This window comes from Sphingobacteriales bacterium, assembly GCA_016706405.1.
Lineage (GTDB): Bacteria > Bacteroidota > Bacteroidia > Chitinophagales > UBA2359 > BJ6.
Map to the genome: position 1 here is coordinate 837,565 of JADJJT010000002.1, position 17,923 is coordinate 855,487.

The window sequence follows — 17,923 nt, forward strand, 5'->3', positions numbered from 1 at the left end:
GGCGAACTACTGCGAAACATTTTCTGCAATTAATATTGTGAGCTATGAATGTAATGCCCCTCAAAGAAGGCGAAATCCACCCCCGCCCCTCCGAAGTAAAGGAAAACTTCCGGATAAACTTTTACGCCATACATGTAAGCAGTTAATTACATGTATGGCGCAGCATAATGAGACAATAGATTAGTTTACCTAAATCTTAGCCCCTGATAACATAAAAGTTTTTATGGGTAAGCCATTTGCGCATAAAACTATCGCTGGTAAGTTTGCCAATATAATACTTACCCGATTGTAATAAGGCCAGCGAATATTCGGGTTCTTCGGCAAGTACTGCTTTTGAGCCTGAGTAGCTCGAATGGATAAATTTCATACCGTAGCTATCGTACAAAATAAAGCCTACATGTCTGTCGAGGCCTATCATATAAACACCGTATCCTTGGTTTTGTATAATGCTAATCATTGCACTGCGGTCACTTACTTGGCTCATTTCTTCGCCAAACATACTGCGCACCATATTTACAGGCCACTGTTGGGCTAATAAACGCCGGTCAACATCAACACTTAAATGGTTTAAGGTATTAGAAACCAAATAGCCACAAGCAATATATCCGGTATGAGGGAATTTGCTGTCTCCGTAAAAATCCCAAGGGGTGCCATACCATTTTTCAATTAATGTTTCGAAGCATTGCGCAAAGAACTTTTTTGAGGTATTGAGTACATATTCGCGCTCTTCGTGTGTTTGGGCTTGTGTATATCCGGTAGATAAGTTTTGTAACTGTCCTTTTAAATCGGCCACAATACCTTGGTAACCACGTGATGAAATAGAAGGTTCGTAGTAAACATACGATTTTTTTTCGGCTACACTTGATTCTTCGGGGCTAGAGAAGAAGCTTGAAACACTTGTTAATAATGAGGTTGAGGCTTTTTGATAGTGCAGCGAGTCGGGCTTAATTGCTTTTTTACTTGTTTTGACTGGTTTGTTAGCTACACGGGTTTTGGCGGCTAATTCAGTTTTAGGGGTAGTTGTATGGGTTTTAGCTACAGATTCGGTTTTAGAGGGAGTTGTTTTGTAATTAGCTAAATGAACAATTGATTTTTGAATTGTATTTTTTGCCAATTGCGCTTGGTTGTAAGCATTTATATTAATGGTTGGTGTATTATTATTGCATATTTCAGCTTTAAGGGGTATTTGCTTGATTTTATTGGATTTGGGTAAGCTTTCAGGTTCGTTTTGTGTGTGTAAAGTTTTACCGGTGCTTGTTTCAATTGACGCATCAATATTAAATACAATGGGCAAAGTAAGCACAAAAAATATAAACAACAAACTTTTGGCCATAAAAAGGGTAGTTTTGAAGGCAAGCCTATTAAAAATAGTGTTACCAAATAAAATACAAAATTAAATTAAAATATAAAATATTTTGCCTTTATTGTTAAGTAGGTAACTTTAATATTGTTTTTTTATTCAGCAAAGGTAAGCATTGTTTTACGAATTTGCGCCAATTTAGTCAATAATTTATCCATTTTTTGTAGTTGCATCATATTAGCGCCATCTGAAAGTGCTTGCTCGGGTTGTGGATGCGTTTCAATAAAAATACCGTCTGTGCCTGCGGCTATCCCGGCGCAAGCTAAAGTTTCAATAAAGCGTGGTAGGCCGCCTGTTACACCTTGTGCCTGGTTGGGTTGTTGAACCGAGTGAGTACAATCTAACACTACGGGTACGCCAAAATCTTGTATGATGGGAATGCCTCTAAAGTCCACAATTAGGTCGGTATAGCCAAAACTAACGCCCCTTTCGGTAGCCCAAACATTGGTGTTGCCTTGTGCCCGCACTTTTTCAATGGCAAACTGCATAGCCTGTGGCGACAAAAATTGTCCTTTTTTAATATTTACTACTTTTTGGGTGTTGGCAGCAGCTATTAACAACGATGTTTGCCGGCATAAAAAGGCCGGAATTTGTAATACATCAACGTATTGGGCGGCAAGGGCCGCTTCTTCTTCGGTATGAATATCGGTTAAAACGGGTACACCTAACTGTGCTTTTACTTTGCTTAGAATTTTTAAGGCTTTTTCATCGCCTATACCAGTAAAACTGTTTACACTGCTGCGGTTGGCTTTGCGGTACGAGGCTTTAAAAATATACGGAATTTTAAGTTCGTCAGTAAGTTTTATCATGTACTCGGCAATTTCAAATACTACTTTTTCATTCTCAACAACACAAGGGCCGGCTATTAAAAAAAATTGCCCCGATTGGGCATTGGCTAAATTGTTTAAAAACATATATAGATGTAAAACAAATCTAATGATGACAATTATAATACTGCTTCCGGATGATTAAAAACTCTTGTAAGGCTAAAACTATGTTTCATTTAGATAAAATGATAGTTTTTCTTATAATATCCGGAAAGAATGATACCATCCATACAAATAATACTTAATTTAATTTAATTTGTGTGGAACAACCATTAAAAAAGCCGGAATATTAACTAAAAATCGGCTGCCGTCGTGTACTCTGGTCATGGTAAATGCACCAAACATTTTGCCTATTTCGGTTGTTAAGTTGCATCCCGAAATATATTGATGCGATTCGCCTGGCTCTAAAACGGGTTGTTGGCCAATAACGCCTGCGCCTTTAACTTCGCGGCGAATAAACGAGTCGTAAATAAACCAATGTCTGTTTAATAATTGAATGGTGTGTGGACTTCGGTTTTCAATAGTTATACGGTAGGCAAACACGTACTCGGGGTTATGCGGTATTGAGTGTTCGGGGTAGTAATAGGTTTCTACGCTAACTTTAACGCCCTCGGTAATTGATGTTACAAATTCGGTCATAAAAGAAAGAAAAGCAATTCCATGAAAAAACTAGCCGCAAGTTAAGATTTTTTTTCGAGATTAGGCCTATTATTTGCAGCATTTGGTATTTTCCGGAGATAAAAAATTGCGAACAATCATTTCGGCGGCTTGTTTAGCTGCTATTAGGTCTTCGTTTAGTATTGAAACATCAAATTTTGACTCGAACTGCAACTCGTGCGCTGCTTTTGCTACGCGCTCTTCAAAATTAGGTGGTGGCGTGGCGTAACGTTGTAAAAGCCGTTGGCGCAAGGTATCAACTGAGTTTACTTTTACAAAAACGGTTAATGCTTTGGAGTCGTATCTTTTTTTGATATTAAGAGCGCCTACAACATCTACATCAAATATAACCACAAATCCGGATGCTAAAATAGTATCAACTTCGCTTTTAAGTGTTCCATAATAATGACCGCCATAAACTTCTTGCCATTCTAAAAAAGCTCCTTCGTGTATTTTTTCTTTAAATTCGTGGTGGCTTAAAAAGTAGTAATCTTTGCCGTGTGTTTCGTTTGGCCTTATGCTGCGTGTTGTGGCCGATACCGAAAAGCGCAATATGGGAAAAACCGTTAAAAGATGTTTTACAATAGTTGTTTTACCGGCACCCGACGGGGCGGCAAATACAATTAATTTGCCCGGAGGTGGTATAATATTTTGCACAAAGAAAATAAAAATTTACACCGCAATTTTTTTGCAGGTTAGGTTTTTGGTTGGGCTGGTTTTTTTTATAATTTATTAGTAAGCGTTCGGTTAATGAGGCTATGTAATATAGAATCAATTTTAAATTATATTACATTTAAAACTTGTTCTTTAATTTTTTCTAATTCGGCTTTCATTTGAATTACATGGGTTTGAATTAACACATCATAAGCTTTTGAACCTATGGTATTAATTTCGCGTCCCAATTCTTGGGCAATAAAATTAAGTGTTTTTCCTTTGGCTATATCTTCTCCATCGTTAAGTTCGCGTACAAAGTAATCGCAATGACTTTTAAGTCGTATAATTTCTTCGTTTATGTCAATTTTTTCTAAATAGTATAGCAGTTCTTGTTCAAAGCGGTTGGGGTCGTAGTTTTCGGGTTGTAACAGTTCTTCTATTTGTTGTTTTATTCGGGTGCGAGTTTGGGCAATTCGCATGGGCGCAGCTATTTCAACGTGTTGTAAGTGTTTGCGAATTTGGTCAATAGAGTTTTGTAAGTCGGCTTCTAAGGCTTCGCCTTCGGTGAGCCTAAATTTAGCAAAAACTTCGAGTGCTTTTACTACGTTGGCTTCAATTGGCTGCCATTCTTCCTCGGTTAATTCGGTAACTATGGGTTGGGCTACATCCGGAAGTGCCATAATAGTATTAAGCAAATGCGCTCCGGCGGGTATATTTAACTCGGCACAAAGTTTCGATAAATCGCGGTAGTAAGCAATTATTAGGGTAGAATTTAAGCTGTAATGTTTAGCGGTTGTATTTGGCTGCTCTTCAATATTAATAACTACCTCAACTTTGCCGCGCTGAAGTTGCTCGGTTAAAAATTTTCGCAATCCGGCTTCGCGGTTTTTGCAACCATGTGGTAGTCGTACTAATAAATCTAATGTTTTGCTGTTAACCGACCGTATTTCGGTGTTTATTACCCTGTCGGCTAAAACAGTGGTAGCTTTACCATAGCCGGTCATCGAATAAAGCATACAACAAGTTTAGTTTTAACAACTTTTTCCTTTAAATACAAGTGCAAATATAAACACAAGCTAAGCCACAAAAGTACGTTTAATTTTTGTATGTATTTAATTAATGCTGTAGGGATTTAAGTTTATTTTATGGCAATAAATGTTTAAATTGTAATTTTGCACCCAAATTGTTTTATGAAGTTTTTAATTATTGGGCTGGGTAATATTGGCAACGAGTACGAGGGTACCCGCCATAATATTGGTTTTGAAGTGGCAAATACCCTAGCTAAATTGTATGATTTTAACTTTACGTTAGGACGCCATGCTTACAAAGGCGAGTTTAAGCTGAAAGGGCATTTGATTACAGTTATAAAACCTACTACCTACATGAACCTTAGTGGCAAAGCCTTGCGCTATTGGATGCAACAATTAAACATAACGATAACAAATATAATTGTAGTGGTTGATGATAAAGATTTACCACTTGGTAAACTCCGGATGCGCAAAAAAGGAAGTGCCGGAGGGCATAATGGCATGCGCGATATCGAAGCCACACTCACTACGCCCGAATATGCACGCTTGCGAATGGGTATTGGCAATAATTTTCAACAAGGTAAACAAGTTCAATTTGTATTGGGTAAATGGACAGAAGCCGAAAAAGCCGAAGTAAATATTGCCATTGAGCAGGCTTGCCAAGCCCTTACTGCCTTTGTAACCGAAGGTATTGACCAAGCAATGACCAAGTTTAACAACTAAGCAATAAGCCAACTCACTAACCACTAATTTGTACTTATTTTGGTTCTTAAAAAATCAAGTTTGCCCAATTTCTGGGCTTGGTTAAAGCGCAACAAACATTGGTGGCAAGCCATAGCCCTGGTAGTTACTTTATTTGTAGCCGCACACGCCTTGCAGCAGTTTATTTTGGCACAAGGTTATTTGGTGTGGATGAATAATAAACAGCAGTTTGTAACAATTTTAATTTTTGTTTTGCTTTTATTGCCCTTAAACTGGTTTTTAGAGGTTTGGCGCTGGAAAATATTATGCCATCCGTTGTATGAATTGTCGTGGCGCAAATCAATACAAGGTGTTTTGTATGGTATAATGGCCGGATTAGTTACACCAAACCGCTTAGGTGAAATTGGCGGTAAAATTGCCGTTTTACCCACTAATTTGCGCGCATCGGGCTTGGCTTTATCGGGTTTAGGGGCTTTGGCGCAGCTAATTGCCAACTGGTTTTGGGGTGGCATCGCATTGATAGTAATTCCTGCGGGTTTAATTGGTTTAAAATTGGCCTGGCTTGGTGGGATAATATTAGCAAGCACTTGTATTGCTGCTTTACTTTTTGTAAATATAAACAACAAAGTAGGGCAAAAATTTTTATTTAAAAGTAGGATAAAAAAAGTATTGTTTTGGCTGTTTAACAGCATCAATTTGCCACAACAAAATATAGAGTTAACTAAAAACATTACCTCAAAAAACTTGGCGGTTGTACTACTGCTTAGTTTATTGCGTTATGTTGTTTACGCCTTACAATATTGGTTAATTTTAATATTGTTTTGCCCACCTATAATGTCAATGCCGCAATATGGCATACCCACAATAGCAGCAGTACTGTTTATTCAGCAAATAGCCCCTACCGTAGGCCTGCTCGAGCCTGCCCTGCGAGGTACAATAGCAGCAGTAGTTTTAAAACAAACAGTTTGCTCAATACCGCAGTCGGCAGTTGCTGCCACCATATTATTATGGGCTGTAAATTTGTTGTTGCCCACGTTTTTGGGTTGGTTTTTGTACTTTAAACGAGCTAAATAGTTAACAGCTAATTTTTATATTATTGAAATTGGCATTAATTATTGTTTTGATGCAATTATTCGTTTCAACAGTGTAAACAAGTTCAACATCATCGCGAAACAGAACTAAATTAGCGATGTTTTCAAACGGAAAACCAAAAATATACAGAGCAATACTGCTGTATGATGGCATAAACTGCCCTTCTTTTTGGCGCAATATTAAGTATTCCGGAGGAGCATATTGCATGGTAAAACTTTGCAAACTATATTCTCCTTGTTGGTAGGCATAACCTTCGCCTGCATCTTCATATAAAAATGAAGTACTTGTTTGAGGGTGTAAATAAATGTTTAATTGCAACTGCTCGATACTGTTTTGATTGGTGTATTGCTGCACCGGATAAAGGGGCAAAATACTGCCTGCTTTTATATAAAACGGAAACTGGTGCAGCGGTTTTCCGGATGTTGTAAGGGAAAATCCGGATGCCTGTAGTGGTGTGCCATCCCAAAAATTGTACCACGTGCCTAATTCATCCGGAAGTGTTAAAAATTGCGCTACCGTGCTATTTTCATTCTTTACGGTTTCCGTTTCTTTATCATCGGTTGCTACATGGGTAAGTATTTGTTGGCCAACAACAAAACAATGCTCGTAATGGCGTGTTTTTTGGCTAAACTGTTCGTAAAAACACAAAGGTGCAATTACGGGCAAACCTTGTTTGGCATTAAAATACATGGCAGTATATAAAAATGGCAATAATTTGTAGCGCCATTCAATTGCTTGGCGACAAAGGTCGGTAAAGGTTGGGCCATACGACCATGGCTCTTGGTCGGCAGTAAGGCTGCGCTGCCGCTCGGCTACGGTATCTTCGTTTACGGCTGCGGCACCATCAACATTAAAACCCATGGTGTGGGTACGCATTACCACATGAAAAATGCTTAACTGCAACCACCGCAAATACAGCAAAGGCGAGGGCTGGTCAACAAAGCCGCCTATATCGCTGCCGCACATCGAAAACCCCGACATGCTAAGCTGTAAACACTGCCTGCAAGCTATGCGCAAATGCTCCCAGGTAGCAATATTATCGCCTGTCCAAACGGCGGCATAACGCTGCCCACCTGCATACGAGGCGCGGGTAAGCACAAAGGGGCGAGTTTGTGGACGCAGTTGTTTTAAACCATTAAAAGTAGCCCTTGCCATTTGCATCCCGTAAATATTATGTGCTTTTTTATGGTTGGTTGTATGCCCGTCGTAATGATGCAACACATTGTTCGGAAAAGTTTTGCGGGCTACCTCAAAAACGGCAGGCTCGTTCATGTCGTTCCAAATGCCGGCTACGCCATTGTCAACCAAACCTTTATACAGTTGCCCCCACCATGCACGGGCTTTAGGGTGCGTAAAATCGGGGAAAACACACTCGGGCGGCCAAACAGGGGCTTTTACTAATTTTCCATCTGGCCGATGGCAAAAAACACCTGCCTCTTTTCCGGATTGATAGACCCAATAAGAAGCATTGGTTCTGATGCCGGGATTAATCATTACAACCGTTTTAAAACCCATGTCTTTCAAGTCCTCAATTAAAGTATCCGGATTTGGAAAATAGTCCTCGTTCCAAGTAAAGCATTTGTATTGTTGCATGTAATCAATATCTAAATAAATGGCATCGCAGGGTATTTGTAACTCCCTAAATGTGCTGGCAATTTGCCTTACTTTGGCTTCGGGGTAATAACTCCATCGGCACTGGTGATAGCCCAAGGCCCAAAGCGGCGGCAATTCGGGGTATCCGGTTAAAAAATGATATTGTTGGCTTACCGTTAACAATTGCGGGCCATAAATAAAATAATAATTCATTTCGCCTCCTCGCGCCGAAAAGCTCATCACTTGGTTATTCTTTCTGTCAAAACTAAACCGGGTTTGATAGGTGTTATCTAAAAAAATGCCATAGCCTAAGCCTTCGGCGGTTAAACCGTAATAAAACGGAACAGCCCGGTATAATGGGTCGGTTGTTTGTGTGTAGGCAAAACTATCGGTACACCAGTTTTCGTAAGCACGGCCACGCAAATTTAACGCGCCCGATTTGTCGCCTAAGCCAAAATAAGCCTCTCCGGATGGTGCTTTTTTTGTTATTTTTATGTTAGTAGTGCCCTTAATTAAACTATGTCTGAGGTAAAACCCCTTTTCATCTTGGTTAATAATTTGAAACGTTTGGGCATCGAGCAGCGTTATTAAAAGCCCTTTTTTTGCAATTCGGCAAATAAGATATTTGGTTTTAAGCTCATAGAAGTCGAGGTGCTCGGTAAAATTTTGCTCGGCGTGCAAATCCGGATGAAATGTTTTGGCAATGGCATACGAAAAATTAGGGTCAAAATCGCCATCAAAACTATATTTGAATTGCAACATCGTTGTGCTTAATACTGTTATAGTTAAGGCAACTTTGTTGTTGCAGTAAATGGTATATTGGTTGCCTTCGGTTTGGTAAAAAACGGCGTTATCGGCAAAAAAACGTTTTACAACATCGGGCTTGCGTTCGTTGGGATTTTCGGGTAATATTGGTGCTGCTAATAATTTAGCCTGATTTTTCTTTTTCGTCATGTTGGCAACATTTAAGTATATGAGTTTTGAACCAGCAAAATTACGGTATGCCTAAAATAAATCCGGATAAAATAGTAGGGCTTTTAAAAATAAAAATGCTTAGAGTCTGTCTAAAAATAAAATGTCATAAAAAAGACCCTGTGTTTAATATATTTGTTTTTGGTGCAAACTTATTGTATTTTTGTATTAACTAATATGAACCTTCTTAAACTATGATAAACATTCGCGACCTTGCCCCTACAATTTTACCCCTTAACTATGATTGGTTAAACGCTTTTTATCAAGCACAAATTAATATTTTTGACACATCAGGAGGGGGCATAATTTATTTTCCGGCAGGTATTTACTACTTTTCACACACCTTGCAAGTGTTTTGCAACTGTATCATAAAAGGCGAAGGACCCCACAGCAGCCAGCTAATTATATCGCCCAATAAATTTTACGACCCCATTAGTGGTGGTAACAACCTACCAATACCCCCCGATGGTATTATTGCCCACGGCACTAACGGAGGCGGCGGAACGTGGCTTACCCTCGGCTCGTCTTTTACTAAAATAGCCCCCCATTGCCGCCGACCCTCAATGATACCTTAAAAACCAATTTACAAAACAAAGTTTTAGACCAAAGCGTGGCTAATATTAATTTTGGGCGAGCCTATTTGCATTTACAAGATATTGAACTTGTTTATAAAACTTTTACCATACCCAATATTAGTAATAATTTCGATACAGGACACGGCATACTAATGCACGCGCCGGCAACAATAGTAAACTGCATAATACAAGGGTTTAATGGCGATGGTATTCATATAGCTGCAGAACAACCCGAAAGTTGTTATATAGACAGCATTTATAGCTATAACGGCGAATATAAACCCGTTATGTGGCACCCATTTAGCGATAAAGTTAGCCCTACCCTAAACAGGGCTTTTAGCTTTGAACAGAACGATTATAACGATCCTACAAAAAACAAAATATTAGTACGCGCTGCCATAGGTACAAACAAAATAGCTTTAATTAATAATGTTTCCGGAATTAGATTTAAAGCCAACCCTCCCGAACCTCTTGGCCTAAATTATAAATTAGTTACAACCAAAACAGACGGTACTGTTATAGAAAAAGTACTTACCGAAGAATTATTTACCGAACCCTTTGAAGTAAACGAAACAACTACCGTACTACAAATTACCGGACTTGAAAATCTATATTTTAAAGAAATTGATATTATAGCAAATGATAACGATAAAACAGTTGCCATAAACTTACATATATACAAAGCCGAATATGCCTACCCGCGCATAGGCACCAACGCAAATGAGTTTCGTATAATGAATACGCAAGTAATTGGCTGCGGCGGGCACGGCGTACACACTTATGGCGGCGATGCCAATGCAGGGCTTTTTTTAAATGTAGTTTGCATAAATAATGGTGGTTATGGCTTCTACGAAAACTCAACCTTAGGCAATATGTATTGTGGCTGCCATGCCTCGGGCAATGGCGCAAATAGTAAGTACCAAGGACTAAACGCCAATTATGTTATGGTTGATACCAATGCAAACATAGCCGCACTAAACAACCACAATGTAGTTTTAAACGCTACCGCTGGCCAAGATGGCATTATACACAACCGAGGCAACTGGCTATGGGGCAGCCCTGTTAGAAACCCCCTGCCCGCGCCAAATATAGCATCTAAATTTGAAAGTTACCCCGTAATACTAAACCAACCCAACGAAGAAAACCCACATGCCGAATTTTTGCAAATTGTAGGCGGGCTATCCTTTATAAATAGAAAATCAAACAACGAACAAGCTAATTTATCTTTTCCGGCGGGCTATGGAAATGGGGTATTATCTTTTTACATAAATGGCCCCAGCCCCGACGAACCCGATACAAATAAACTTCATTCGAGATACTTTTTAAACTACGATAGTAATAATGGAAACTATGCAATAGAGTCAGAATCAACAAATTACAAGGCATTGCAATTAACAAGTTTTTATAATAAAAAACTTTTACTACCCGGATACCCCTATTTGCACAGGTACTATTTAGGTAGCGAAAACCAAAAAGTACTGTTGGCAGTTAGTAGTAATAACCCACAACAAATTTTTGAAACTATAAGAGACTGTCTAAAAATTAAAAATTGGCATGCCAGTCCTAAAAATTGATAGGAAAAAAGTTATTAAAAGAGATGTGAATAAAAGACTATCAGTTTGACGTTTAAATAATAATTCATAGCTTTATGAAAATCAAACACATAAAGTAAAATGAAAACCTACCCAAGCAGTCTCACCGATAGTCAATGGAGTGCAATATTAGGCATTTTAGACGACAAACGGAAACGAAAACACAGTTTAAGAGAAATTTTTAATGCGCTGTTCTATTTGCTTAAAACTGGCTGTCAATGGCGCATGCTGCCGTTCCATTTTCCGTCATGGAAGCTTGTTTACTACTATTTTACCAAGTGGAAGAAGGATGGGACGATAGAACTCATCCATGAAATACTCAGGGATAAGACTCGAAAGCAAGCAGGCAGGGCTTCATCGCCAAGTGTTGGTATAATTGATAGCCAGAGCGTAAAGACAACAAGCGTCGGAGGCTTGTGCAGAGGGATTGACGGGGGTAAAAAAGTTAAAGGCAGAAAGCGGCATATTATTGTAGATACAATGGGACTACTTTTAGCGGTTGTGGTTCATGCGGCAAATGAGCATGACAGTAAATCAGCCCCAATGGTTATAGCTGACCTCAGAGGCAGGTTTTGCAGATTGGTAAAGATAGTAGCTGATGGCGGGTATAGAGGCGAGTTAATTGAAAATACCCGCAAAACGTTTGGGTGGGTGGTTGAGGTTGTAAGTAGATCGAATACAGCCTCGAAATTCGAAGTATTGCCAAAAAGATGGATTGTTGAAAGAACTTTTGCATGGCTCGAAAGCTATCGAAGATTGAGTAAAGACTTTGAGTTCCAAACCGAAACGAGCCAGACAATGATCCAACTTGCCATGATAAAATTGATGCTTAATAGAATTAGAAAATAAAATTTAGACAGGCTCTAAAAAATAAAAGCTTCACTGAAATAAACGATTATTTTGAATTTCATATTTGCGTCGATTTTTTAGAATATCTCAAAACGGGCGATATAGTGTTCAATAATTTTACAGATGTAAAAAATTGCTTAGGTTGGGTTTGTATTTCGGCAGAAATAGAATTTAACAAAGATAAACTCGATGAAAGTAAGGTATTAGCGTTTTTATGGCAACCCTTTGGCGAAATAGAAGATTTTTAACCTTTAAAATAATTTATCATTAAAATTAGTTTAATAGTAGTATTTGTTTTTTTCTTAAATATTACAGTTTGCGCACAAGGTTGGGTTAGAGGTTTAGCACCTTATCTAAAGAGCGACTCTTATAGCTATTGTGAGGATTTTTGCGTATTAAATGAAGATAGTATTATAGCCTTAATTGAGTATGATTTTTTTTTAGATAAAAAAAACACAAGTATTGTTAAGTTTGCCAAAACTGGTTTGCCAGAAATATTAATTGAATTGACTGAAGGAAACTACAATTACCTTTTTCCTGTCCAAGATGATTGCTATTTTATTGTTGATGGGTATCTTTCTTTCAATTTTTCATACAATATAAATATTATATATGTTGACTTAAAAACTAAAACGGTAAAATGGGAGGCAACTATCGATACTGTTGACAAATTTTATAAACCTGTTTTTTTGCCCTACGAAAAAAGCCTTATATTTATTGACCAAAAAAGAATAGAACACTACGATTTTATCCCTTTTGAAACAGAAGATATTCGTTTGACGAAAATAGACACCAACGGCACTATTGTATTCGATAAACTTATTCATCCTTTGTTAGATATTGAAAACTATAATTATGGCTATGATTATTTTATATTTGATGCAACAATAAGCAGTAATGGCGAGCTAATTGTAAGTGGGCATGATGGCAATTCGTGGTGGGACTTTCCGAGGATCGTTATTATTGGTTTTGACACCAACGGCAACCCTAAATGGTTTAATGGCTACAAGGGGTTAGCAGAAGCTACGTCATTTAATTATAGTTTTGGACAAGCTATTGATAATGCCAATGGTGGTGTTTGTCTTTTAGTTGATCCTGTTGATTCTAACCCTTGGGTGTATAATATTGATGCCAAAGGTGATACAATTTGGACAGATGTAATTGCTCCGGAAAAAAATGATGACTACTCATTTTATTATACAGATATTATTTCAAGAGATAAAAATGATATACTTATTGCTGGATTAAAATCCAATTATGATTTAGATATATCACACAGTATTATAATAAAATACAATAAACATTATTTAAACAGTCAAAAAAGTGTTTATGAGCATCCAACATTTTTGAGATTTAGGCGGTTGCACAAAATTGTAGATGGTTTTATTACTTGGGGTGTTAATCCTGATTTTGAACAATATTTACCCTACCTCATTAAATTTGACACAGCGTTAAATTGCGCACCCAAAGCCAATTTTAACGCTACCCCAATTTTAAATACCTATGGCGTAGCCTTTAACGCCATATCATCGGGCGGAGATATTAGCTATTTATGGTCGTTTGGCGATGGTTTTGGCTCTATACTACCCAACCCCACCCACCAATACGCCGCCGAAAGCACTTATGCCGTGAGTATGGTTGCCATGAACCTTTGCGGCGCCGACACTTTTACCACTCAAATTTATGTTGATTTTACCAATACACAACAATTTCCGGATAATAACCTAAGCAACAACGATGGCTTTATGGTTTATCCAAATCCGGTTACGGGAGGGCAGCAAATTTATCTTCAATACCCTGTTAATATTATCACCTATACAAATACAAATATAAAATTTACCCTCTATAATATATTGGGGCAGCAAATTGCCACCCACTCTATAAACCCCACCAACAACAACCCCATTGCCCTACCCCTGCCCGCCCTGCCTAACGGCGTTTATTGGTACCGCATTACCACCGCCAACACAACCGAAAATCAGCTACAAACGGGTAGTGTGGTGGTCTGGTAAATATTTTAACCCTAATTTTATTTTTTAACAACTTTTAATAAAAATGTTATGATTAATATTATCGAATTTGCACAAAACAATTATGTTGTATCGCTTTTTAATGGATTATCTTTAAATCAACTTCAAAGGTTATAGCTGAAAACAGCGGCAGGTTTTGCAGATTGCTAAAAATAATAGCCGATGGCGGATATAGCGGCGAGTTGATTGAAAATACCCGGAAAACGTTTGGATGGGTGGTTGAGGTTGTAAACAGACCGGATACAGCCTCGAAATTCGAAGTGCTGCCAAAAAAAAGATGAATTGTTGAAAGAACTTTTGCCTGGTTCGAAAGCTATCGAAGATTGAGTAAAGGCTTTGAGTTCCAAACCGAAACGAGCCAAGCAATGATACAATTTGCCATGATAAAATTGATGCTTAATAGAATTAGAAAATAAAATTTAGGCAGCCTCTAAATATTTGCGTTGAGTTTGCAAAAAACTTGTTTTCATTTCTAATTACTGTTAATTTTATGCCTTCAAAATTTGGTTTGCTTAAGTTTTTAAATTTATATGCCCAATACAGTTCAACAACCTAAGATAGATGCAGAGTCGAATGCTCTTGAAGTTTATTTTTCCCCATTCAGGCGCAATACTATTGGCTCTAATGCCACCTTCGACTCGCCGTATGGTTTGCAGCGAGTTGTTTATGCCGACTGGATTGCCAGCGGCAGGTTATATGCCCCCATTGAGCAAAAATTAGCTAACCAATTTGGACCATGGGTGGCCAATACCCATACCGAAACGACTTATACCGGCACCACCATGACCCACGCCTACCACGAGGCACAACATATTATAAAAAAACACGTAAACGCCAGTGAAAGCGACGTAATGATTGCCACCGGCAGTGGTATGACGGGGGTAGTAAATAAGTTTCAGCGCATTTTGGGCTTAAAACTATCCGAAAAATTGGCCCCCTATTTGCAATTGCCCCACAATTACGAAAAACCTATTGTGTTTGTAACTCACATGGAGCACCACTCAAACCATACCTCGTGGATAGAAACCATAGCCGATGTTGAGTGCATTAAGCCCGATGAAAATGGATTAGTTGACTTAAACCATTTTGAAACCCTTTTGAAAACTTATCAAAATCGTAAAACAAAAATTGCGGCTGTTACCTCGTGTAGCAACGTAACGGGGGTGTTTTCGCCATACTACGAGATAGCGCGAATGGTGCACCGCGCGGGTGGCTATTGTTTTGTTGATTTTGCCTGCTCGGCCCCTTATGTAAATATAGATATGCACCCCGCCAACGATGACGAAGCCTATTTAGATGCTATTTATTTTTCGCCCCATAAATTTTTGGGCGGTCCAGGCACGCCGGGCGTATTGATATTTAATTCGGCATTATACAACAACCGGGTTCCCGACCAGCCCGGCGGCGGTACAGTTAACTGGACAAATCCCTGGGGCGAACATAGCTATATTAGTGATATTGAAGCGCGCGAAGACGGCGGTACCCCCGGATTTTTGCAGACCATAAAGGCGGCATTAGCTATTAAATTAAAAGAACAAATGCAGGTCGATAAAATATTACAACGGGAACACGAATTAATTGATAAAATTTTTTCCGGATTTGCCCCATGTAAAAATCTGCATCTTTTAGCGCCGCATATACAAAACCGCTTGGGGGCTATTTCCTTTTATATTGACAATATGCACTATAACTTAGGCGTAAAACTGTTGAACGATAAGTTTGGTATTCAAGTGCGTGGGGGCTGCTCGTGTGCAGGCACGTATGGCCATTACTTACTGAATGTTGACCAAGACACTTCGCATAATATTACCTGTAAAATTGATGCCGGCGATTTAACAGCCAAACCCGGATGGATACGTTTATCCATTCATCCAACCATGACAGATGCCGATATTAATTATATAATTGCGGCAGTTGCCGAATTATGCATCGAGCATCAAAATTGGGGTAAAGCGTATAACTATAATGTTAAAACCAACGAGTTTTATCATCAAAATCATACAATTGGCAGCCTCAGAAGCCAAGTAAAAAGTTGGTTCGAAATGGATGCAGTGTAATAACTTAATTTAGGCTGCAAATATATTAAGCTACTTTGCTAAGTTTACAAGCATAAACCCAAGCCGGGGGTAAATTAAGTGCCGAAAAATATAATTTTACGGCGTTAAACTGTTGTTTAAATTTGTTGCGTAAAAATGGCGAGTAACTTAAATGGATAAAAGTTCCATCGCTGTTTTTTAAGGTCTGCTCTACGGCTTTCATAATGGTTTCACTTACTGCCTCGGGCAGTACAACCAATGGCACCGACGAAATAATATAATCAACTTTTTCAATATTATTTGCATGAAGATATTGCGTTAAATGCTCGGCGCTATCGTTTATTAAATGTAATCTTTCGTCTTGAATTGTTGAATTTAGCATGGTACAAAAATTCTCATTTACTTCAAACGAAAAAAGTTGACTGTCGGGGTGCATCCGGTTTAATAATTCTTTGGTTATGCATCCATTTCCGGCACCTAACTCAATAATTACCTGTTTAGGCTTAAAAACTACTGGTTCTAACATTTTGTTGACCAAAAATTTAGAGCTAAAAGTTACGGTACCAACTGTTTTTAAACTTTTGGTTGCTTCGACAAAATATTTGAATGCCTGCATAGGAAAACGTAAGCAAATGTTAAAAAAAATGCAATAAAATAAGAATATTACGAACGAGGGTGCAAATTTCAGCATTTTAAGTTGTATTTTTCGCAATTATTTACAATAAAATTTCTAAACCCAACTATTTTACGCATTGGCCGAAATAAATTTATCGTTAGAGGGTATTAACCCAATTGAATTTTTTGGAATTGATAATGCCAAATTTAATTATATCCGGAATGCTTTTCCCAAACTTAAAATTGTTACCAGAGGTACAACTATTAAAGCAATTGGCAACGAAAATGATATAAAACTTTTTTCAGAGAAAGTAGAAATAGTAAGTAATTTTTTGGAACGATATGGTTCAGTTACCGAAAAACATATCGAAGAACTATTAGCCGGATTAGAACCTGTTGATGTACCTAAAGGCATTGATAATATAATTATGTACGGGCCTTATGGCAATTTAATCAGGGCTAAAACTCCAAATCAGGTGCGCATGGTAAAATCTGCCGAAGATAACGACATAGTGTTTGCCATTGGCCCCGCGGGCACCGGGAAAACCTATACAGCCGTAGCCTTGGCTGTTAAAGCACTTAAAAATAATTTAGTAAAACGCATCGTTTTAACACGCCCCGCTGTTGAAGCTGGCGAAAGCCTTGGTTTTTTGCCGGGCGACCTTAAAGATAAGGTTGACCCCTACTTGCGCCCACTTTACGATGCATTAGACGATATGTTGCCAGTAAATAAGCTAAACTATTTTATGCAAAATCGTATTATCGAAATTGCACCACTTGCCTATATGCGTGGCCGTACTATTGACAACGCCTTTATTATTTTAGACGAAGCCCAAAATGCCACCAACTTGCAAATAAAAATGTTTTTAACTCGTATTGGACCATCGGCAAAATGTATTATAACCGGCGACCTTACACAAATTGACCTGCCGCGAAACCAAAAAAGTGGTTTGCAAAGAGCCTTAAACATCTTACAAAACATTGACGGCATTGCAACCATTTATTTAGACAAAGAAGATGTAATACGCCATAAACTTGTAAAACGCATTATTGCCGCCTATAGTCATGCCGACGAAGCCGACGAGATAAAAAACACCACCCCCACACAACAAGTACTAATTACCGAATAAATAAACGCCAACCATCCGGGATACTTACATTTGTACCAACTAATTTTTTAATTTGCTGAGATAATCTTTGGGCTACTTACTTTGTTCGAAGCGTTGGCAATATAGGGCAAAAATATAAATTTGGCCGGATGAAGTAAACAATAAACGTACAAACAGCGTTTTAATGCTTAATTATGCCAATTTGTCAGTAAATATTAGGTAATTAGCCCAA

16 protein-coding genes are annotated in these 17,923 nt (G+C 38.3%); 9 read left to right on the plus strand and 7 right to left on the minus strand.

Annotated features, from left to right (window positions below):
* Positions 1-196 precede the first annotated feature (196 nt).
* The 5 genes from IPI59_09630 to IPI59_09650 form a co-directional block, all read right to left on the minus strand.
* Entirely contained in the window at positions 197-1,333 is a 1,137-nt protein-coding gene (locus tag IPI59_09630; protein ID MBK7527793.1) for a hypothetical protein, read from the minus strand.
* 122 nt (positions 1,334-1,455) lie between these two features.
* Positions 1,456-2,274 carry a 3-deoxy-8-phosphooctulonate synthase gene (kdsA, locus tag IPI59_09635; GenBank protein MBK7527794.1) on the minus strand — a complete coding sequence of 273 codons (819 nt, stop codon included), beginning with the start codon at positions 2,272-2,274 and terminating at the stop codon, positions 1,456-1,458.
* 159 nt (positions 2,275-2,433) lie between these two features.
* Positions 2,434-2,826, minus strand: coding sequence for a Co2+/Mg2+ efflux protein ApaG (apaG, locus tag IPI59_09640; protein MBK7527795.1), 393 nt, complete (start codon positions 2,824-2,826; stop codon positions 2,434-2,436).
* A 69-nt stretch (positions 2,827-2,895) separates the two neighbouring features.
* The gene (gene gmk / locus IPI59_09645; protein ID MBK7527796.1) at positions 2,896-3,489 is read right to left on the minus strand and encodes a guanylate kinase; all 594 of its coding nucleotides are present in this window, start codon (positions 3,487-3,489) and stop codon (positions 2,896-2,898) included.
* Positions 3,490-3,626: 137 nt separating this feature from the next.
* Complete coding sequence (locus IPI59_09650; GenBank protein MBK7527797.1) at positions 3,627-4,514, minus strand: YicC family protein; 888 nt, start codon at positions 4,512-4,514, stop codon at positions 3,627-3,629.
* A gap of 174 nt (positions 4,515-4,688) precedes the next feature.
* Here IPI59_09650 and IPI59_09655 point away from each other — a divergent pair, with 174 nt between their 5' ends.
* Positions 4,689-5,249, plus strand: coding sequence for an aminoacyl-tRNA hydrolase (locus tag IPI59_09655; GenBank protein ID MBK7527798.1), 561 nt, complete (start codon positions 4,689-4,691; stop codon positions 5,247-5,249).
* Positions 5,250-5,288: 39 nt separating this feature from the next.
* Positions 5,289-6,302 carry a flippase-like domain-containing protein gene (locus IPI59_09660; GenBank protein ID MBK7527799.1) on the plus strand — a complete coding sequence of 338 codons (1,014 nt, stop codon included), beginning with the start codon at positions 5,289-5,291 and terminating at the stop codon, positions 6,300-6,302.
* On the opposite strand, the gene IPI59_09665 is transcribed toward IPI59_09660, so the two are convergent.
* Entirely contained in the window at positions 6,303-8,867 is a 2,565-nt protein-coding gene (locus IPI59_09665; protein ID MBK7527800.1) for a DUF4968 domain-containing protein, read from the minus strand. It abuts the gene before it with no gap.
* 212 nt (positions 8,868-9,079) lie between these two features.
* Here IPI59_09665 and IPI59_09670 point away from each other — a divergent pair, with 212 nt between their 5' ends.
* The 6 genes from IPI59_09670 to IPI59_09695 all read left to right on the plus strand — a co-directional run bounded on the left by IPI59_09670 (position 9,080) and on the right by IPI59_09695 (position 15,988).
* Positions 9,080-9,460, plus strand: coding sequence for a hypothetical protein (locus tag IPI59_09670; protein MBK7527801.1), 381 nt, complete (start codon positions 9,080-9,082; stop codon positions 9,458-9,460).
* Positions 9,433-11,034, plus strand: a complete 1,602-nt coding sequence (locus tag IPI59_09675; protein ID MBK7527802.1) for a hypothetical protein — start codon at positions 9,433-9,435, stop codon at positions 11,032-11,034. Before IPI59_09670 ends, IPI59_09675 begins: the two co-directional genes overlap by 28 nt.
* Positions 11,035-11,133: 99 nt before the next feature.
* On the plus strand, positions 11,134-11,901 hold the full coding sequence (locus IPI59_09680) for an IS5 family transposase (protein MBK7527803.1): 768 nt from the start codon (positions 11,134-11,136) through the stop codon (positions 11,899-11,901).
* Positions 11,902-12,386: 485 nt separating this feature from the next.
* Positions 12,387-13,913 (plus strand): PKD domain-containing protein, encoded by a 1,527-nt coding sequence (locus tag IPI59_09685; protein MBK7527804.1) that lies wholly within the window; start codon positions 12,387-12,389, stop codon positions 13,911-13,913.
* A 161-nt stretch (positions 13,914-14,074) separates the two neighbouring features.
* Positions 14,075-14,212, plus strand: a complete 138-nt coding sequence (locus IPI59_09690) for a hypothetical protein (protein MBK7527805.1) — start codon at positions 14,075-14,077, stop codon at positions 14,210-14,212.
* Positions 14,213-14,461: 249 nt separating this feature from the next.
* Complete coding sequence (locus tag IPI59_09695) at positions 14,462-15,988, plus strand: aminotransferase class V-fold PLP-dependent enzyme (GenBank protein MBK7527806.1); 1,527 nt, start codon at positions 14,462-14,464, stop codon at positions 15,986-15,988.
* A gap of 25 nt (positions 15,989-16,013) precedes the next feature.
* Here the strand turns inward: IPI59_09695 and IPI59_09700 are convergent, their stop codons facing one another.
* Complete coding sequence (locus IPI59_09700) at positions 16,014-16,583, minus strand: methyltransferase (protein ID MBK7527807.1); 570 nt, start codon at positions 16,581-16,583, stop codon at positions 16,014-16,016.
* A 136-nt stretch (positions 16,584-16,719) separates the two neighbouring features.
* Here IPI59_09700 and IPI59_09705 point away from each other — a divergent pair, with 136 nt between their 5' ends.
* A complete protein-coding gene (locus IPI59_09705; protein MBK7527808.1) occupies positions 16,720-17,712 on the plus strand; it encodes a PhoH family protein in 993 nt (330 codons plus the stop codon).
* The last annotated feature ends 211 nt before the right edge of the window (positions 17,713-17,923 follow it).